Annotated in this window: 17 protein-coding genes and 1 pseudogene; 14 read left to right on the top strand and 4 right to left on the bottom strand. The window is 71.0% G+C overall.

The window, feature by feature from the left end; all coding sequences use genetic code 11:
- Positions 1-61: 61 nt before the first annotated feature.
- Together IEZ04_RS14685 and IEZ04_RS14690 are read right to left on the bottom strand one after the other, a co-directional pair.
- Entirely contained in the window at positions 62-736 is a 675-nt protein-coding gene (locus IEZ04_RS14685) for a response regulator (RefSeq protein WP_189217288.1), read from the bottom strand.
- Positions 737-750: 14 nt separating this feature from the next.
- Entirely contained in the window at positions 751-1,659 is a 909-nt protein-coding gene (locus IEZ04_RS14690) for a RecB family exonuclease (protein WP_189217289.1), read from the bottom strand.
- Between the two features lie 851 nt (positions 1,660-2,510).
- Here IEZ04_RS14690 and IEZ04_RS14695 point away from each other — a divergent pair.
- From IEZ04_RS14695 to IEZ04_RS14705, 3 genes are all read left to right on the top strand, one after another.
- Entirely contained in the window at positions 2,511-4,124 is a 1,614-nt protein-coding gene (locus IEZ04_RS14695; protein ID WP_373296317.1) for a site-2 protease family protein, read from the top strand.
- Between the two features lie 80 nt (positions 4,125-4,204).
- Entirely contained in the window at positions 4,205-5,107 is a 903-nt protein-coding gene (locus tag IEZ04_RS14700; RefSeq protein ID WP_189217291.1) for a tRNA (adenine-N1)-methyltransferase, read from the top strand.
- Positions 5,108-5,369: 262 nt separating this feature from the next.
- A complete protein-coding gene (locus tag IEZ04_RS14705) occupies positions 5,370-5,942 on the top strand; it encodes a hypothetical protein (RefSeq protein ID WP_189217292.1) in 573 nt (190 codons plus the stop codon).
- Between the two features lie 62 nt (positions 5,943-6,004).
- On the opposite strand, the gene IEZ04_RS14710 is transcribed toward IEZ04_RS14705, so the two are convergent.
- A complete protein-coding gene (locus IEZ04_RS14710; protein WP_189217293.1) occupies positions 6,005-6,310 on the bottom strand; it encodes a ferredoxin in 306 nt (101 codons plus the stop codon).
- Between the two features lie 253 nt (positions 6,311-6,563).
- On the opposite strand from IEZ04_RS14710, the gene arc reads away from it, so the two are divergent.
- The 6 genes from arc (at position 6,564) to prcA (ending at position 12,742) form a co-directional block, all read left to right on the top strand.
- Entirely contained in the window at positions 6,564-8,330 is a 1,767-nt protein-coding gene (gene arc / locus IEZ04_RS14715) for a proteasome ATPase (RefSeq protein WP_189217294.1), read from the top strand.
- Positions 8,331-8,564: 234 nt separating this feature from the next.
- A complete protein-coding gene (gene dop, locus IEZ04_RS14720) occupies positions 8,565-10,076 on the top strand; it encodes a depupylase/deamidase Dop (protein ID WP_346158632.1) in 1,512 nt (503 codons plus the stop codon).
- A 180-nt stretch (positions 10,077-10,256) separates the two neighbouring features.
- Positions 10,257-10,475 carry a ubiquitin-like protein Pup gene (locus tag IEZ04_RS14725; RefSeq protein WP_189217295.1) on the top strand — a complete coding sequence of 73 codons (219 nt, stop codon included), beginning with the start codon at positions 10,257-10,259 and terminating at the stop codon, positions 10,473-10,475.
- A 50-nt stretch (positions 10,476-10,525) separates the two neighbouring features.
- Complete coding sequence (locus IEZ04_RS14730; protein WP_189217296.1) at positions 10,526-11,131, top strand: endonuclease VII domain-containing protein; 606 nt, start codon at positions 10,526-10,528, stop codon at positions 11,129-11,131.
- Entirely contained in the window at positions 11,083-11,928 is an 846-nt protein-coding gene (gene prcB / locus IEZ04_RS14735; protein ID WP_189217297.1) for a proteasome subunit beta, read from the top strand. The genes IEZ04_RS14730 and prcB overlap by 49 nt, the downstream gene beginning before the upstream one ends.
- 61 nt (positions 11,929-11,989) lie before the next feature.
- Positions 11,990-12,742, top strand: coding sequence for a proteasome subunit alpha (prcA, locus tag IEZ04_RS14740; protein ID WP_189217298.1), 753 nt, complete (start codon positions 11,990-11,992; stop codon positions 12,740-12,742).
- A gap of 91 nt (positions 12,743-12,833) precedes the next feature.
- Here prcA and IEZ04_RS14745 read toward each other — a convergent pair whose 3' ends face one another.
- A complete protein-coding gene (locus IEZ04_RS14745; RefSeq protein WP_189217299.1) occupies positions 12,834-13,847 on the bottom strand; it encodes a LacI family DNA-binding transcriptional regulator in 1,014 nt (337 codons plus the stop codon).
- 149 nt (positions 13,848-13,996) lie between these two features.
- Between IEZ04_RS14745 and IEZ04_RS14750 the strand changes: the two are divergent.
- The 5 genes and pseudogenes from IEZ04_RS14750 to IEZ04_RS14770 form a co-directional block, all read left to right on the top strand.
- Positions 13,997-15,286: pseudogene (locus tag IEZ04_RS14750) on the top strand (MFS transporter); the annotation flags it as partial.
- A gap of 9 nt (positions 15,287-15,295) precedes the next feature.
- Positions 15,296-16,657, top strand: coding sequence for a Pup--protein ligase (gene pafA / locus IEZ04_RS14755; RefSeq protein WP_189217301.1), 1,362 nt, complete (start codon positions 15,296-15,298; stop codon positions 16,655-16,657).
- 122 nt (positions 16,658-16,779) lie between these two features.
- Positions 16,780-17,778, top strand: coding sequence for an FKBP-type peptidyl-prolyl cis-trans isomerase (locus IEZ04_RS14760; RefSeq protein WP_189217302.1), 999 nt, complete (start codon positions 16,780-16,782; stop codon positions 17,776-17,778).
- Between the two features lie 114 nt (positions 17,779-17,892).
- Entirely contained in the window at positions 17,893-18,267 is a 375-nt protein-coding gene (locus tag IEZ04_RS14765; RefSeq protein WP_189217303.1) for an FKBP-type peptidyl-prolyl cis-trans isomerase, read from the top strand.
- Positions 18,268-18,619: 352 nt separating this feature from the next.
- Entirely contained in the window at positions 18,620-19,573 is a 954-nt protein-coding gene (locus IEZ04_RS14770; protein WP_189217304.1) for a helix-turn-helix transcriptional regulator, read from the top strand.
- Positions 19,574-19,579 lie beyond the last annotated feature (6 nt).

Raw genomic sequence — 19,579 nt, forward strand, 5'->3', positions numbered from 1 at the left:
CCGGCCAGACGCACCGAGGGCGCCCCTTCGCCGCGAAGGGGCGCCCTCGGTGCCGTACGGACTACTGCGCGGCGCCGGGACGGACCAGCCCGCTCTCGTACGCGTACACCGCCGCCTGCACGCGGTCGCGCAGGCCCAGCTTGGTGAGGACATGGCCCACGTGCGTCTTAACGGTGGTCTCGCTGACGAACAGATCGGCCGCGATCTCGGCGTTGGACAGCCCCCGCGCCACCAGCTTCAGCACCTCGACCTCACGGTCGGTCAGCGTGTGCAGCGCGTCCGGCACCGGCTCCTCGCCGGAGGGCAGATGCGTCGCGTACTTGTCCAGCAGCCGGCGCGTGATGCTCGGCGCGAGCATCGCCTCGCCGGCCGCCACCACACGGATCGCCTGCACCAGCTCGCCCGCCGGCGCGTCCTTGAGGAGGAAGCCGCTGGCCCCCGCCCGCAGCGCCTCCACCACGTACTCGTCGAGATCGAAGGTCGTCAGCACCAGCACCTTGGCCGGACCGTCCCGGCCGGGCCCGGTGATCTGCCGGGTCGCCTCGACACCGTCCATCCGCGGCATACGGATGTCCATCAGCACCACATCGGGCTGCAGCGCCCGCACCTGGTCGAGCGCCTGGAGGCCGTCCCCGGCCTCGCCGACGACCGCGATGTCCTGCTCCGCCTCCAGGATCATCCGGAAGCCGGTTCTCAGCAGCGGCTGGTCGTCGACCAGTAGGACACGGATGGCCACAGGAGTCTCCTTCGCTAGTCCCGCCCCATTCTGCCCTGGGCGTCCCCGCCCGCCACGGGCGCCCTGACCGGCAGCGGATACGGCGGGGGAGTCCCGCCGAACTCCGGGCAGACCGCCCGGTGGTCGCACCAGCCGCACAGCTTGGTGGGGCGCGGCCGCCAGTCACCGGTCTCGGTGGCGAGCCGGATCGCCTCCCACAGCGCCAGCAGCTTGCGCTCCACCCGCTCCAGATCCGCGACGACCGGGTCGTACGTCAGCACGTCACCGCTGCCCAGGTACACCAGCTGCAGCCGGCGCGGGACCACCTTCCTCAGCCGCCACACCACCAGCGCGTAGAACTTCATCTGGAACAGCGCGCCCTCGGCGTACTCCGGCCGCGGCGCCTTGCCCGTCTTGTAGTCGACGATCCGCACCTCACCGGTGGACGCCACGTCGACCCGGTCGATGATGCCGCGCAGTCTCAGCCCCGACTCCAGCTCGGCCTCGACGAACAGCTCACGCTCGGCGGGCTCCAGCCGGGTCGGGTCCTCCAGCGTGAACCAGCGCTCGACCAGCCGCTCCGCCTCGCCGAGCCAGCGGGCCAGCCGCTCGCCCTCCGGATCGTCCGCGAACAGCTCCGCGACCTCCGGCCGCGCCTCGCGCAGCCGCTCCCACTGGCCGGGCACCAGCGCCGTGGCCCGGGGCACCGTACGCTCGGCGGCGGGCGCGTCGAAGAGCCGCTCCAGCACCGCGTGCACCAGCGTGCCGCGCGTGGCCGCCTCGGTCGGTCTCTCGGGCAGCTTGTCGATCACCCGGAACCGGTAGAGCAGCGGACACTGCATGAAGTCGCCGGCGCGCGAGGGCGACAGCGACGACGGGGGCGCGGCGGCCACGGCACCGCTTGACGCGGGGGAGCCGGTGCCGTCGGCGGTGCGGGTTTCCATGCCCAAGACCATACGGCCCACCACTGACAGAAGGCCCGCCCGGCGGTCACCCGGGAAGGCGTACCGGGAGGCGTACCGGTGTGCGCGCCGTCACGGACGGTTGCGGCGAGGGGCGGCGGGTACCTGTGCGGGCGGCGGTGTCCACCTGGTCACGGACGGTGCCGCCGGGCCGCACCGTGGCCGGATCCGCGCACACGGGGCGGGAGCCGCCGTACGACAGCGCGGGGAACGGAAGGGGTGCCGGGGCGGAACGAGCGGGAACGACCGCATAGCATCGACCGCAAACCCCTCCGCTCCGCATGAGCGACGGCGGAGGACGCTTCGAATGAGGGGACACCGTGGACGAGAGCGGCGGGAGCGGGCAGCCGCGATCCGGCAGCGACGAGGCGGCCGAGCGCCCTGCGGGGCCGTCGACCCCGGCCGCGGACACCGCACACGAGGCGAAGCCGCGCGACGACCGGCCGACCCCCGAGAACACGACCGACCACACCACCCCCACCCGAGAGCACCCCGCACCCAAGACCACCCCCGACGGACCGGCGCGCCCTGACGGCCCCCTGCCGGGCCCGGGACCCGCGGGCGCTCCCGACGACGAGCCTGCGCACCCCGAGCCGTCGGTGCGTGACGGCGTGCCGCCGGTGTCCGGCTCGGCGGCCGGTCGCGACGAGCCGGCGCGGCCCGAGCCAGCGGTTCCGCACGGCGGCCCGCCGGGCCCCAGCCCCGCCGCCGTTCCCGACGACGAGCCTGCGCGCCCCGAGCCGTCGGTGCGTGACGGCGTGCCGCCGGTGTCCGGCTCGGCGGCCGGTCGCGACGAGCCGGCGCGGTCCGGATCGTCGGGTCACGGCGGCAGCCTGCCCGGGGCCGGCTCAACGGCCGACCTCGACGAGCCCGCGCGGCTCGAGTCGTCGGCGCATGGTGACGTACCGCCGGCCGGGCCCGACGAGCCGGCGCGGCCCGAGCCGGCGGTTCCGCACGGCGGCCCGCCGGGCTCCAGCCCCGCCGCCGTTCCCGACGACGAGCCTGCGCGCCCCGAGCCGTCGGTGCGTGACGACCTGCTGCGGAAGTCCGGCCCCGCCCCCGACGGACCGGCGCGTCCCGAGCCGGCGGCCCCCCGGGCGCCGGTGACCGGTACGGCCCCGGCGGCCCCGCAGGACGCCGCGCCCCGGCCGGACCGCGCGGCTTCGCCGGACAGCGGCCCCGGTACCGGCCCCCAGCCGATCCGCCGGAACCCCGCGGCCCCCGACGACGACCCCGCACGCACCCTCGCCTCCTCCGGCGCCACCAGGCCCCGGCAGGCACCGCACCGCCCCAAGGAGCCGGGCGGAGGCATCCTCATGGGGCGACCCTTCGGCGTACCCGTCTACGTCGCGCCCAGCTGGTTCCTCGTCGCCGCGCTGATCACCTGGGTGTTCGGCGGCCAGCTCGACCGCGTCCTGCCCGAGCTCGGCGGCGCCCGCTACCTCGTCTCGCTGTTCTTCGCCGTCGCCTTCTACGCCTCCGTCCTCGTCCACGAACTCGCCCACACCGTCGCCGCCCTGCGCTTCAAGCTGCCGGTGCGCCGGATCCAGCTCCAGTTCTTCGGCGGCGTCTCGGAGATCGAGAAGGAGTCCGAGACACCGGGCCGCGAGTTCGTCCTGGCCTTCGTCGGCCCGCTGCTGTCACTCGTCCTCGCGGCCGTGTTCTACCTCGCCCTCCAGGGCGTCGAACCCGGCACCGTCCCGGGCGTCCTGCTCGCCGGACTGATGATCTCCAACCTCATCGTGGCCGCGTTCAACCTGCTGCCCGGCCTCCCGCTCGACGGCGGCCGCATGCTCCGGGCCGTCGTCTGGAAGATCACCGGCAAGCCCATGAGCGGCACGGTCGCCGCCGCCTGGGTCGGCCGCGCACTCGCCGTATCGGTCCTCCTCGGGCTGCCCCTGCTCACCCACTCCGGCGCGCTCGGCGCGGACCCCGAGAACTTCGGCGGCATGGACACCGTCACCGACGCCCTGCTCGCCGCGATCCTCGCCGCGATCATCTGGACCGGCGCCGGCAACAGCCTGCGCATGGCCCGGCTCCGCGAGCACCTGCCCGAGCTGCGCGCCCGCACCCTCACCCGCCGCGCCGTCCCCGTCGAGACCGACACCCCGCTCTCCGAGGCCCTGCGCCGCGCCAACGACGCCGGCGCCCGCGCCCTCGTCGTCGTCGACGCGCAGGGCGAACCCCTCTCCCTGGTGCGCGAGGCCGCCATCGTCGGCGTCCCCGAACACCGCCGCCCCTGGGTCGCCGTCAGCGGCCTCGCACAGGACCTCACCGACGGCATGCGCGTCTCCGCCGAGCTCAACGGCGAGGACCTCCTCGACGCCCTCCGCGCCACCCCGGCCACCGAGTACCTGGTCGTGGAGGAGTCCGGCGAGATCTACGGCGTCCTCTCGGCCGCCGACGTGGAGCACGCCTTCGTGAAGGCGATGGCCCGGACCAGCTGACACACCCCGCACGCGCGCGGGGCGCCGCCGCCCGCCCCGGTGTGGTCGGCGGCCCCCGCCGGGACCGGTAGGCTGGTCCTATGTCCGAACCGACCGGTGCCGCCCGCCGTCGCGGGCCCTTCAAGGTCGGGGACCAGGTCCAGCTCACCGATCCCAAGGGACGCCACTACACGTTCACGCTCGAAGCCGGGAAGAACTTCCACACCCACAAGGGTTCCTTCCCGCACGACGAGCTGATCGGCGCACCCGAAGGCAGTGTCGTCCGCACCTCCGGAAACGTCGCCTACCTGGCGCTGCGCCCCCTGCTCCCCGACTACGTCCTGTCCATGCCCCGCGGGGCGGCCGTCGTCTACCCGAAGGACGCGGGGCAGATCCTCGCCTTCGCCGACATCTTCCCCGGCGCGCGCGTCGTGGAGGCCGGCGTCGGCTCCGGCTCGCTCAGCAGCTTCCTCCTGCGCGCCATCGGCGACCAGGGCATGCTGCACTCGTACGAGCGCCGCGCCGACTTCGCCGAGATCGCCCAGGCCAACGTGGAGCGCTACTTCGGCGGCCCCCACCCCGCCTGGCAGCTCACCGTGGGTGACCTCCAGGACAACCTCAGCGACACCGACGTCGACCGGGTCATCCTCGACATGCTCGCCCCCTGGGAGTGCCTGGAGGCCGTCTCCAAGGCCCTCGTCCCGGGCGGCATCCTGTGCTGCTACGTGGCGACCACCACCCAGCTCGCCCGGACCGTCGAGTCCATCCGCGAGATCGGCTGCTTCAACGAGCCGACCTCCTGGGAGACGATGATCCGCAACTGGCACATCGAGGGCCTGGCCGTCCGGCCCGACCACCGGATGATCGGTCACACCGGCTTCCTGCTCACCGCCCGGCGCCTCGCCGACGGCGTGGAGCCGCCCATGCGCCGCCGCCGCCCCGCCAAGGGCGCCTACGGCGAGGACTACGCCGGACCGAACGCCGACGGGGGCGCGGGCCGCTGACGGCGGCCCGGTGCCGCACACAACGTACGGGCGCCGTGGCGGAGTTCCCCCACACTTCCGGGAACTCCGCCACGGCGCTCCTGTATTACGGCACCCGTCGCCCCGGCACCCGCCGTCCCCCACACCCCACACGCCGCGGCGGCACCACACACGCGCGCGCCCCGGCGGCCCCGGTGCCGCCCCCGCCGTACCGTCGCCCTGTGACGTATGGCACTATGCGGTCCATCCCACCGGCACAGCCCTCACAGGAGACATCTCTCTCGTGCAGCACTCCGCCGTCCCGGAACTGGACCACGCCCGCACCCGTCCGATGCACTGGCTCGCCACCGCCACGGCCCTGGCGGCGGTCATCGCCCTCTCCTCCGTACTGGAGCCCGACCCGGCGACCGCGGTCCAGCCGGGCCCGGAGGCCTCGGCCGCCCCGGTCACCGCGCCGGCCCCCGATCCCGCCGCGGTCGACTTCCCGATCGAGTGCGGTCCCGTCGGGACCCTGGTCCAGCAGAAGGCCTCCGGCGACCTCGACGGCGACGGCCGGCCCGAGACGGTCGCCGTGGTCCGCTGCGACGCCGGTTCCGGCAATCCGCCCAACGGCGTGTACGTCCTCACCCAGGGCACCGCGGCCGGGCCCCGGGTGGTCGCCACCCTCGTCGACCCGAAGGAGCGGCGCGGCGTCACCGGCTTCGCCGTCGCGGACGGTGCCGTCACGGCCACACTGCTCGGCTACTCCTCACCCGACGTACCGAGTTGCTGCCCCGACATCACCGAGCGGGCCAAGTGGCAGTGGAAGGGCGGCGCGTTCGTCCGCTCGACGCCGCCCGAAGCGCGCGGCGTGTGAGAAAACAGACAAAAGTGACTTATGTCTTCAGTTGGTCACTTCGGTTGCTTCGGCCGCGCCGGTCACTCCGCGTCCGGGCCGTAGACCTCCACGCTGTCCGAAACCCGACGTACATGGATGCACTCGCCCGGGCACTCCCGGGCCGAGTCCACCACGTCCGTCAGCAACGGCAGCGGAACCGGTGTCGTCGCCCCCGGGGCCTGCAACAACTCGTCGTCGGCACCCTTCACATACGCCAGCCCGTCGATGTCCAGCTCGAAGACCTCGGGGGCGTACTGGGCGCAGATGCCGTCGCCGGTGCACAGATCCTGGTCGATCCAGACCTCGAGCGCCTCGCTGCCGGTCCCGGTCTCCTGCTGCACGGTCATCTCTCCTGCCATTTCCCCCGTCGGTCAAACCGACACACGATAAGTCGGCCCAGCTCTGACGGGTGTTGAACACTTCGACCCTACCTCTGCCAGCTTTCTAATCATGTTCAGTGGGTATTCCCCTGGCGTGAGGGAGAGCGCAAGGGTGAAGATCGGACACACCTTGACAGTCTTTGTGATCTAGGGGTTTCAATCGACACCCACCCAGGTAGGGTCTGGAAGCGTCCAGCTCCCCTTGGAGGAGGTGAGGACCGTGGCAGCCCACGACGACGACATGAACCGCGGCATCCGCCCGGGACGAGGGTCCGACGACCCGGCCGGGCAGATCGCCTACCTTGAGCAGGAGATCGCCGTCCTGCGACGCAAGCTCGCCGACTCGCCGCGACACACGAGGATTCTCGAAGAGCGGATCGTCGAACTGCAGACGAATCTGGCCGGCGTGTCCGCCCAGAACGAGCGGCTCGCCAACACACTCCGCGAGGCCCGCGACCAGATCGTGGCCCTCAAGGAGGAAGTGGACCGGCTCGCCCAGCCGCCGGCCGGCTTCGGTGTCTTCCTGCAGGCGAACGAGGACGGCACCGCCGACATCTTCACCGGAGGACGCAAACTCCGCGTGAACGTCAGCCCCAGCGTCGAACTCGACGAGATGCGGCGTGGCCAGGAGGTCATGCTCAACGAAGCGCTCAACGTGGTCGAGGCCATGGAATTCGAGCGCGTCGGCGACATCGTCACCCTCAAGGAGATCCTCGAGGACGGCGAACGCGCCCTGGTGCTCGGGCACACCGACGAGGAACGGGTGGTACGGCTCGCCGAGCCGCTCCTGGACGTCACCATCCGCCCCGGCGACGCCCTGCTGCTCGAACCCCGCTCCGGCTACGTCTACGAGGTCGTGCCCAAGAGCGAGGTCGAGGAACTCGTCCTCGAAGAGGTCCCCGACATCGGCTACGAGCAGATCGGCGGCCTGGGCAACCAGATCGAGGCGATCCGCGACGCGGTCGAGCTGCCGTACCTCTACCCCGACCTGTTCAAGGAGCACGAACTGCGGCCGCCCAAGGGCGTGCTGCTCTACGGGCCCCCCGGATGCGGCAAGACGCTCATCGCCAAGGCCGTCGCCAACTCGCTGGCCAAGAAGGTCGCCGAGGTGACCGGCCAGGCCGCCGGCAAGAGCTTCTTCCTCAACATCAAGGGCCCCGAGCTCCTCAACAAGTACGTCGGCGAGACCGAGCGGCAGATCCGCCTCGTCTTCCAGCGCGCCCGCGAGAAGGCCAGCGAGGGCACCCCCGTCATCGTCTTCTTCGACGAGATGGAATCCCTCTTCCGCACCCGCGGCTCCGGCGTCAGCTCGGACGTGGAGAACACCATCGTCCCCCAGCTCCTCGCCGAGATCGACGGCGTCGAGGGCCTGCAGAACGTGGTCGTGATCGGCGCCTCCAACCGCGAGGACATGATCGACCCCGCCATCCTGCGGCCCGGCCGGCTCGACGTGAAGATCAAGATCGAGCGTCCGGACGCCGAGGCGGCGAAGGACATCTTCGGAAAGTACCTCACCGAGCGCCTCCCGCTGCACGCCGACGACCTCGGTGAGCACGGCGGCGACAAGGCGATCACCGTCCAGGGCATGATCCAGACCGCCGTGGAACAGATGTACGCCGAATCCGAGGAGAACCGCTTCCTGGAGGTCACCTACGCCAACGGCGACAAGGAAGTTCTCTACTTCAAGGACTTCAATTCCGGCGCGATGATCGAGAACATCGTCGGCCGCGCCAAGAAAATGGCGATCAAGGACTTCCTCGAGAAGAGCCAGAAGGGCCTGCGCGTCTCCCACCTCCTCCAGGCCTGCGTGGACGAGTTCAAGGAGAACGAGGACCTGCCCAACACCACCAACCCCGACGACTGGGCCCGCATCTCCGGCAAGAAGGGTGAACGGATCGTCTACATCCGGACACTCATCACCGGAAAGCAGGGCGCCGACACCGGACGCTCCATCGACACGGTGGCGAACACCGGACAGTACCTGTAAAAGACGGGGTGGCTGCGGGTGCCCTTCCCGGGCACCCGCAGCCGACTGTTTTTCGGGTCACAGCCATACCAAGGCAATGACGCAAATGATCTCCCCACCAGCGCAAAGGCGTTCTAGGCTCTTTCGTACCGCCGAGTCGCGCAGTGCGGGGACGGGCACCGCACACGCACCGGAGCACCAGCGGTACTTGAGCGCCGCCCCCGAACGAGGGCGCCGCCGGGCAAGGAGGGCCGCATGACCGTACGGCGAGTAATGGGCATCGAGACGGAGTACGGCATCTCCGTCCCCGGCCACCCCAATGCCAATGCCATGCTCACCTCGTCCCAGATCGTCAACGCCTACGCGGCGGCGATGCACCGGGCCCGCCGGGCCCGATGGGACTTCGAGGAGGAGAACCCGCTGCGGGACGCGCGGGGCTTCGACCTCGCCCGCGAGGCCGCCGACGCCAGCCAGCTCACCGACGAGGACATCGGCCTGGCCAACGTCATCCTCACCAACGGGGCACGGCTCTACGTCGACCACGCGCACCCCGAGTACAGCGCCCCCGAGGTCACCAACCCCCGCGACGCCGTCCTCTGGGACAAGGCCGGCGAACGCATCATGGCGGAGGCCGCCGACCGCGCGGCCCAGCTCCCCGGCGCCCAGCCGATCCACCTCTACAAGAACAACACCGACAACAAGGGTGCCTCCTACGGCACGCACGAGAACTACCTGATGAAGCGGGAGACCGCCTTCTCGGACATCGTGCGGCACCTCACCCCGTTCTTCGTCTCCCGCCAGGTCTTCGCCGGCGCCGGCCGCGTCGGCATCGGCCAGGACGGCCACGAGCACGGCTTCCAGCTCAGCCAGCGCGCGGACTACTTCGAGGTCGAGGTGGGCCTCGAGACCACCCTCAAGCGTCCGATCATCAACACCCGCGACGAGCCGCACGCGGACGCCGAGAAGTACCGCCGCCTCCACGTGATCATCGGCGACGCGAACCTCTCCGAGATCTCGACCTACCTCAAGCTCGGCACCACGGCCCTGGTCCTCTCCATGATCGAGGACGGCTTCATCGCCGTCGACCTCGCCGTCGACCAGCCCGTACGCACCCTCCACCAGGTCAGCCACGACCCCGCGCTGAAGCGGCTGATCACCCTCCGCAGCGGCCGCACCCTCACCGCCGTACAGCTCCAGATGGAGTACTACGAACTGGCGCGCAAGTACATCGAGGAGCGCTACGGCGCCGACGCGGACGACCAGACCAAGGACGTCCTGAGCCGCTGGGAGGACACCCTCAACCGCCTCGAGAACGACCCCATGAGCCTGTCCGGTGAACTCGACTGGGTCGCCAAGCGCGAGCTCATGGAGGGTTACCGGCGCCGGGACCGCCTCGACTGGGACGCGGCGCGGCTCCACCTCATCGACCTCCAGTACGCCGACGTGCGCGCCGAGAAGGGCCTCTACAACCGGCTCGTCGCCCGCGGCAAGGTCAAGCGCCTGCTCGCCGAGACGGAGGTGGAACGGGCCCGGACGAGCCCGCCGGAGGACACCCGCGCCTACTTCCGCGGCCGCTGTCTGGAGCAGTACGCCGACGACGTCGCCGCGGCGTCCTGGGACTCGGTCATCTTCGACCTCCCCGGCCGGGACTCGCTGCAACGCGTTCCAACCCTCGAACCGCTTCGCGGAACGCGTAATCACGTGAAGGAGCTCCTGGACCGCTGCCGCACGGCGGAGGACCTGGTCAGGGTGCTGTCGGGTGGCTGAGGGGTACCCGGACGGGACCTTTCGCGCGAGGTGCGAAAGGGCGGCGTCCGGGAATCATCGAGGTGGCCCCCGGACGTTGTGACAACTACGGGGCCGATGTCGGACCCGGCGAGTAGGGTCTGATCATCACGATCGGCAGCAATGCCGACCATGTCGGGCGAACTGAGCGGGGTGAGGGTTATGGCGACCAAGGACACCGGCGGCGGACAGCAGAAGGCCACGCGCTCGAACGAAGAGGTCGAGGAGCAGGCGCCCGAGGCGCAGGCCAGCGAGGACGTCAAGGAGCGGCACGAGAAGCTGAGCGATGACGTCGACTCGGTGCTCGACGAAATCGATGATGTACTCGAGGAAAATGCAGAGGATTTCGTGCGTTCATTCGTGCAAAAGGGTGGAGAGTGAAGGGCGCTAGGTCGCTGTAGCCTTCGAAGCGAAGGTGGCGGGGGTTGAGGGTGACTGACGAGCCGAGCGCGAAGGTGTGCACTCGCTGCAAGTGGGAGCTCCCTGTCGCAGCGTTCGCGCGGGACAAGAACCGGCGTGACGGGATGCAGGTGCGGTGCCGGAAGTGCGTGGCGGAGTACGGCGCCGCGCACTACCGGCGCCGCCGGGAGTCCGAGGGGAAAGAGGTCCGCGAGAAAGCGGACGTTCCGGCCGGGCACAAGCTCTGCCGGACCTGCGGAGAGATCAAGCCCCACAGTGAGTGGCATCGGAACGCGACCGCGTCAGACGGCCTGTCGACGCGCTGCAAGACGTGCCGGGCGGCGCAGAGCCGTCGCGACCACCTGAAGCGCCAGTGCGGCATCACCGAGGCCGAGCGCGACGAGTTGATCGCCTCTCAGGGCGGCGTCTGCTGCATATGTTCGGCGGCCGTCCCCGAACATGTGGATCACTGCCACGGGACGGGTAAGGTCCGTGGCGTACTGTGCTTCAGCTGCAATGCCGCACTGGGGCAGCTCAAAGACCGGCCCGACGCCATAAGGCGGGCTGCTGCATACGTGGAAGGAAACGCGTGGAAGCCAACACTCGTAGCACCGGGCGTCTACCGGCTGCCTTCCTGACGCCCGGGTCGTCCTCCTTCATGGACTTCCTCTCCGATCACCAGCCGGAGCTGCTCCCGGGCAAGCGGCAGCTCCCGCCCACCCAAGGTGTGATCGAGGCGCCGCACGGCACCACGATCGTCGCCGTGACGTTCCCGGGCGGCGTCGTGCTGGCCGGTGACCGCCGCGCCACCATGGGCAACGTGATCGCCCAGCGGGACATCGAGAAGGTCTTCCCGGCCGACGAGTACTCGGCGGTGGGCATCGCCGGTACGGCCGGGCTGGCCGTGGAGATGGTCAAGCTCTTCCAGCTGGAGCTGGAGCACTTCGAGAAGGTCGAGGGCACCCAGCTCTCCCTGGAGGGCAAGGCGAACCGCCTGTCCACCATGATCCGTTCCAACCTCGGCATGGCCATGCAGGGCCTCGCCGTGGTCCCCCTCTTCGCCGGGTACGACGTGGACCGCGACAAGGGCCGCATCTTCTCGTACGACGTCACGGGCGGCCGCTCCGAGGAGCAGAACTACGCGGCCACGGGCTCCGGCTCGATCTTCGCGCGCGGCGCGCTGAAGAAGCTGTTCCGCGACGACCTGAGCGAGGAGCAGGCCACGACGCTCGTCGTGCAGGCCCTGTACGACGCGGCCGACGACGACTCGGCGACGGGTGGTCCCGACGTCGCCCGCCGGATCTACCCGATCGTCACCGTGATCACCGAGGACGGGTTCCGCCGTCTCACGGAGGAGGAGTCCTCCGGGATCGCCCGTTCGATCCTGGAGCGGCGCCTGGAGCAGCCGGACGGCCCGCGGGCCGCGCTGCTCTGACGCGGCCGTCTTATTGCAAGGTGATCCAGTGACCTCGACAGCAGAAAGGGACGGATAACCGGTGTCGACGCCGTTCTATGTCTCACCCCAGCAGGCGATGGCCGACCGGGCGGAGTACGCCCGCAAGGGCATCGCCCGTGGCCGCAGCCTGGTCGTGCTGCAGTACGCCGACGGCATCGTCTTCGTCGGCGAGAACCCGTCCCGCGCGCTGCACAAGTTCAGCGAGATCTACGACCGGATCGGCTTCGCGGCCGCCGGCAAGTACAACGAGTACGAGAACCTGCGGATCGGCGGTGTGCGCTACGCCGACCTGCGGGGTTACACCTATGACCGCGATGACGTGACCGCGCGCGGCCTCGCCAACGTCTACGCCCAGACCCTCGGCACGATCTTCTCCTCCGCGGCCGAGAAGCCGTACGAGGTGGAGCTGGTCGTCGCCGAGGTGGGCGAGACGCCGGAGGGCGACCAGATCTACCGGCTGCCGCACGACGGCTCGATCGTGGACGAGCACGGTTCGGTCGCGGTCGGCGGCAACGCCGAGCAGATCAGCGGCTACCTGGACCAGCGCCACCGGGACGGCATGACGCTGGCCGAGGCGCTGAAGCTGGCCGTGCAGGCCCTCTCCCGCGACACGAACGGCAGCGAGCGGGAGATCCCCGCCGAGCGCCTGGAGGTGGCGGTGCTGGACCGTACGCGTCCGCAGCAGCGCAAGTTCAAGCGGATCACCGGCCGGCAGCTCGTCCGGCTGCTGGACGCGGGCGGCGCGGAGACGGCCGCCGAGGCCGAGGAGGAGAGCGGCGACGAGGGGAAGTAGCCCCTGCGCCGACCTTGACCGATCGACGCCGCGCGCCCCGGCCTGCTCCAGGCCGGGGCGCGCGGCGTTCCCGGGCGGGCGCGCGGCGTCTTCAGGAGCGCGGTGCGGCCGTCGAGCCGCGTACCACCAGTTCCACCGGGATGTCGCCGCCGTCCGGCTCACGTCCCTCCAGCACGGCCAGCAACGCCAGCATCCCCCGCTCCCCGAACAGCTCCGCGTCCAGCCGGATTGTGGTCAGCTCCGGGTCGAGGGCCGTGGCGAGGGCGAGGTCGTCCAGGCCGGTGACGGAGAGGTCGTCGGGGATGCGCAGGCCGAGCCTGCGGGCCGCCTTGTACGCGCCGGCGGCCAGCTTGTCGTCGTCGCAGATCACGGCGGTGGGGCGGGGGCCGGGGGCGGCGAGGGCGGCTTCGGCGGCGGCGCGGGCGTCGTCGATGGTGATGGGCGCCCGCGCGGTGCGTACCCCGGTGCCGGCGACCGTGCCGATACGGGCGGCGAGCTCGCGGGCACGCACCTCGAAGGTCCAGGAGGCGATGTCGGCGGCCAGGTGCAGGAAGCGTCGGTGGCCGAGGGCGAGCAGGTGGTCGGCGAGCTGCCGGGCGCCGTCGGCGATGTCGAGGTTGACGGTGGCGGCGCCGAGGCTGCCGTCGGGGTCGCTGTCGAGCATGACCAGGGGGAGCTGGTCGCCGCGGATGGCGGTGAGGGCGTCGGCGGCCATGGAGGAGGCGATGACGCCGTCGAGGGCGGCCTGCGCGGAGGCGAAGGGGTCGCGGGCGGGGCCGATGCCCTCGGGGGAGGGGTAGAGAACCACGCCGAAGCCGTGAGCCGCGGCGACGCGGGCGGCGCCGGTGTAGACGCCGGCGAAGAACTCGGTGGTGAGGGCGGGGACCACGAGGAGGACGGTGCGGGTGTGGCCGAGGCGGAGGTTGCGGGCGGCGAGGTTGGGCCGGTAGCCGAGGTCGTGGGCGGCCTGCCGGACGCGCTCGGCGGTGGCCGCGGAGACGCGTCCGCGCCACTTGTCGCCCAGGACCAGGGAGACCGCCGCCTGGGAGACCCCGGCGGCCCGGGCGACGTCACGGCTGGTGGGGCGGGTGCTGCCTCGTGCCACCGGCGGCCTGCTCCTTCACGCTGTCTTCGCTCGTCCATGCAGTCTTTACTCGTCGACGACGCACATGGTACGTATGACGCCGGACGTTATACGTAACACTTCGCGGTCTCCGGGAACTTCGAGGTCTCCGGACCCGCCACCCGCCGGACACGAGAAGGCAGAGGAAAGGGCAGGACATGGCCTCCGGATATGCGGAGATCTTCAGAGCGAGACACGCCGCTCGGCTGCTCGTCGGCACGCTCGTGGGGCGGCTGCCGAACGGGACCGCCGCCATCGCCATCGTCCTCTTCGCCCGCGCGGAGGGCGGCAGCTACAGCCTCGCCGGGGCGCTGGCCGCCGTGTACGGGGTGGCCAACGCGGTGGGGCAGCCGCTGCTGGGCCGGCTGGTGGACCTGTACGGGCAGCCGCGTGTCCAGCTGCCGGCCGCGGTCGTCTCGGGACTCGGGATGACGCTGTTCGCCTTCGTGGGGCTGGAACCTCCCGTGGTGGCGTACGCGGCCATGGTGGTCGCCGGTCTGTTCACGCCGCCGCTGGAGGGCGGTCTGCGGGCGCTGTGGCCGTCCGTGCTCCGGGGGAAGGAGGAGCGGGTCCACACGGCGTACGCGATGGACGCGGTGGCGCAGGAGGTGATGTTCACCGTCGGGCCGCTGCTGGTGACGCTGTTCGTGTCCCTGTGGGATCCGCGGACGGCACTGGTCCTGCTCAACGTCATCGGTGTGCTGGGCGCGCTGTCCGTCGTCGTGTCGCCTCCCTCGCGCGCGTGGCGTTCGGCGCCCCGGGAGGCGCACTGGCTGGGCGCGCTGCGCTCGCCGGGGCTGCTGGCGCTGCTGGCGGCGTTCCTGTTCGTGGGGGTCGCACTCGGTTCGATCACGCTGTCGGCGCAGTCGTACGCGGACGACAACGGTGGGGACGCGGTGTACGGGTGGCTGATGGCCGCGCTGGGGCTGGGTGCCCTGGTCGGCGGTGGCGTGTACGGGGCGCGGGAGTGGACCGGTGCCCCGGAGCGCCGACTGCGGGTGCTGGTGGCCCTGCTGGCGGTGTGTTACCTGCCGCTGATGCTGCTGCCCGGCCCGGTGGCCATGACGGGGCTGACGGCCGTCGCGGGCGTCTTCCTCGCGCCGGCGATCGCGTGCGCGTTCGTGCTCGTGGACCGGCACGCGCCGCGGGGGACCGTCACGGAGGCGTTCTCGTGGCTGGTGACGACGTTCGTGGTGGGCCAGTCGCTGGGGACCGGGCTCACGGGGCCCGTCGTGGAGTGGGGCGGGACGCCGTGGGGCTTCGCGGTGCCGGGTGCGGCGGGGGCCGTGGCGCTGCTGGTTCTGCTGGTCACGGGGCGGGTGCTCGCGGATTCGCGCGGGGGAGGGGTTGTTGCGGCCTCATCCGAAAATGATCCGGATCGTGCCGTCGAACCCCGTTTCAGGTCCGGGGATCGGGCGTAATGTTCAGTCATGGACCGCCGCATTTTCGGGCTGGAGAACGAGTACGGCGTCACGTGTACGTTCAGGGGACAGCGCCGCCTGTCTCCCGACGAGGTGGCGCGGTACCTCTTCCGCCGTGTCGTGTCATGGGGCCGCAGCAGCAATGTGTTTCTGCGGAACGGTGCCCGCCTGTATCTCGATGTGGGCTCGCACCCCGAATACGCGACACCCGAATGTGACAACGTGATCGAACTGGTCACTCACGACAAGGCCGGCGAGCGCATTCTCGAAGGGCTGCTGGTCGACGCGGAACGCCGCCTGCACGAGGAGGGAATCGCGGGCGACGTCTACCTCTTCAAGAACAACACCGACTCGGCGGGCAACTCCTACGGGTGCCACGAGAACTATCTGGTGGCCCGGCACGGGGAGTTCTCCCGGCTCGCGGACATCCTCATCCCGTTCCTCGTCACGCGGCAGCTGCTGTGCGGCGCGGGGAAGGTGCTGCAGACGCCGCGCGGGGCCGTGTACTGCGTCAGCCAGCGGGCCGAGCACATCTGGGAGGGTGTCTCCTCGGCGACGACCCGGTCCCGGCCGATCATCAACACGCGCGACGAGCCGCACGCGGACGCGGAGCGCTACCGCCGGCTGCACGTGATCGTGGGCGACTCGAACATGTCCGAGACGACCATGCTGCTCAAGGTCGGTGCCACCGATCTGGTGCTGCGCATGATCGAGGCGGGCACGGTGATGCGGGACCTCACCCTGGAGAACCCGATCCGGGCGATCCGCGAGGTCAGCCACGACATCACGGGCCGCCGCAAGGTGCGCCTGGCGAGCGGCCGGGAGGCATCCGCCCTGGAGGTGCAGCGGGAGTACTACGAGAAGGCCGTGGACTTCTGCGAGCGCCGCGGGATCCGCACCGGCACCGTGGAGCGGGTGCTGGAGCTGTGGGGCCGGACGCTCGAGGCGATCGAGACGGAGGACCTCGACCGGATCGACACCGAGATCGACTGGGTCATGAAGTACAAGCTCATCGAGCGGTACCGCGCCAAGCACAACATGACCATGTCCAATCCGCGGGTCGCCCAGATAGATCTCGCCTACCACGACATTCACCGTCGGCGGGGGCTGTATTACCTGCTGGAGAAGAAGGGGCAGGCCACCCGCGTCTGCAACGACTTGAAGATCTTCGAAGGAAAGTCCGTCCCGCCGCAGACCACTCGGGCCCGGCTGCGCGGTGACTTCATCCGGCGGGCCCAGGAACAGCGCCGTGATTTCACGGTCGACTGGGTGCACCTGAAGCTGAACGACCAGGCACAGCGCACCGTGTTGTGCAAGGACCCGTTCCGGTCGGTGGACGACCGGGTGGAGAAACTGATCGCCGGAATGTGATCCGGCTCCCGAGGAACGTGACGAGGGGCGTCGTACGTTGGCCGTACGGCGCCCTTCTCACGTCGTAGAGTTGCGCGCACGCCAACGCAAGATCGAACCCGAACCGATACGAGGCCCCCACCGTGCGCCGACGCTCACTCCTCATCGCCGTACCCGCCGGATTCGCGACGCTCGCCGCCTGCGGTGACGACTCGTCCGACTCGGCGGACGACGCCAGCAGCAGCCCGTCCGCGTCCGAGGGCGCCTCGGCGAAGCCGCCGAACATCGTGGACGGCCCCCTGCCCGCCATCACGGCCGGTACCGGGTTCGGCGAGAAGCCGACCGTCGCCAAGGGCAGCGGCGAACCGTCGAAGGACCTCGCGGTGAAGACGGTCATCGCGGGCAGCGGCCGGACGGTGGCCGAGAACGACTACGTCCAGGCGCACTACCTGGGCCAGGTCTGGGACTCGGCCAAGGTCTTCGACAACTCCTACGACCGCGGGACCCCGCTGGTCATCCAGCTCGCCCAGGGCGGCATCATCGACGGCTGGCGCTACGGGCTGGCGGGCAAGAAGGCCGGCAGCCGGGTGCAGATCTCGGTGCCGCCGACGTGGGGCTACGGCACGCAGGGCAACGCGCAGGCGGGCATCGAGGGCACCGACACGCTCGTCTTCGTGATCGACATCGAGGACGCCTTCAACGCGAAGAGCTCCGCCCAGGGCGAGACGGTCGCCCAGGACGACACCGCCCTGCCCAAGGTGGGCACGAACACCGACGGCAAGGCGCCCTCCATCGAGGTGCCGAAGGCGGACCCGCCCAAGAAGCTCGTCGCGAACTACGTCATCGAGGGCGACGGCGCGGAGGTCGCGGCCTCCGACACCGTCCTCGTGCAGTACAAGGGCGTGGTCTGGGACACGGGCAAGGAGTTCGACTCGACGTACGGCCGTGAGGCGATCACGTCGTTCGGGCTGCAGCAGGTCGTGAAGGGCTGGTCGCAGGGCATGACCGGCAAGAAGGTCGGCAGCCGCATCGTCATCGTGATCCCGCCGGAGCTGGGCTACGGCGACACCCCGCCGAGCGGCAGCGGCATCGAGAAGGACTCCACGATGGTGTTCACCGTGGACATCCTGGCGAAGATGTGACCCCCACGGGGGCCGACCGTGTGCCCCCCACCGGGATGTAAGACTGTCCGTGTCGCCGTGTTCGTACGCGAGCACGCGCACACAAGCATTCGCACACCGGCAGGAGCCCAAGACGTGAGCATCGACAAGCCCGAGATCGACTTCCCGGGCGGCGAGCCCCCGAAGGACCTCGAGATCAAGGACATCTGGGAGGGTGACGGGCCGGTCGCCAAGGCGGGCGACACCGTCTCCGTCCACTACGTGGGTGTGTCCTTCTCCACCGGCGAGGAGTTCGACGCCTCCTGGAACCGCGGCACGCCGCTGCAGTTCCAGCTCGGTGCCGGCCAGGTCATCGCGGGCTGGGACCAGGGCGTGCAGGGCATGAAGGTCGGCGGCCGTCGTCAGCTGACCATCCCCGCGCACCTGGCGTACGGCGACCGCGGCGCCGGCGGCGGCCGTATCGCCCCGGGCGAGACGCTGATCTTCGTCTGCGACCTGGTCGCCGTCTGACCGGTCGCCGTAGCCGACCGGCCGGCCGTCGTCGCCGGGCCGCCCGCGCCGGCACCGGACCGCTCCGGTGCCGGCGCGGGATCGTTCCGGTGACGGGCACCGGGCCGGTCGGCGGGTGCGGGCACCGATCCGGTCCCGCCGGCCGGATGCCGGTCTCGCGACGGTGCGGGGCGTTCCGGCCGGCCGTCCGCCGCGGGTCCGTGGCCGCGCGGCGGGCGGCCGGGCAGCGGGCGGGCGGCGCCGTGACCGGCGCCCGGGGCCCATGCCCGTGCGGGCACCGACCCTCGGCTTTTGCCGTGGTACCCCGGGGCGGTACGGTCATCCGTCAGAAGCACCATAGGGAAGGGCGTCGATGGCCATTGCCAAGGCCGAGCGGCTGATGAACCTGGCGCTGTGTCTGCTCGGGACGCGGCGGCCGCTCAGCAAGCGCGAGCTGCGGGAGTCCATCGAGGCCTACCTGGAGGCGGGGTCCGACGACTCCTTCAACCGCATGTTCGAGCGGGACAAGGACGACCTGCGCGAGCTCGGCCTGGTGATCGAGACGGTCGAGAGCCTCGACGGCGAGATCGGTTACCTGGCCCGCCGTGACAGCAACCGGCTGCCGCCCATCACCCTCGACGCCGAGGAGGCCGCCGCGCTCGGCCTCGCCGCGAAGGTGTGGCAGCAGGCCCGCCTCGCCGGTGCCGCCAGCGGTGCCCTGCAGAAGCTGCGTGCGGCCGGCCTGCCGGAGGACGTCGACCCGTACGGGGCCCACAGCGCGCTGGAGCCCCGTATCCCCGTGCACGAGGCGGCCTTCGAGCCGCTGATGCTCGCCTGCCGGGACCGCCGCCCCGTCGTCTTCGACTACCGCAAGGCGACCGCCGCCCGTCCCGAGTCACGCAATGTCGAGCCGTGGGCGCTGGAGTGCTGGCGCGGCCACTGGTACCTGGCCGGATTCGACCGTGACCGGGGCGCCGAGCGGGTCTTCCGGCTGTCGCGGATCACCGGCAGGGTCAGGTCCCGCAGCGGCAGCTACACCGCCGAGGTGCCCGATGTCGTCACCGTGCGGGAGACCGTCGCGAGCTGGGCCGGCGAGATCGCCGACCGCTCCGCGCGGATCCGGCTGCGCACGGGCGCCGGTTACCCCTTGCGGGCGAAAGCCACCGCGGTACGGGAACTCGGTGACGGCTGGGACGAGTTGGATATCCCGTACGGGCACGGGCTGGACGCCTGGCTGGTGGAGTTCGGGCCCGACGTGGTGGTCCTGGAACCGGCCGAGCTGCGGGCCGACGTGGTGGACCGGCTGCGCGCCGTGGCCAAGGGCTGAGGGGAC

The organism is Streptomyces ruber, from assembly GCF_014648075.1.
Taxonomy (GTDB): Bacteria; Actinomycetota; Actinomycetes; order Streptomycetales; family Streptomycetaceae; genus Streptomyces; species Streptomyces ruber.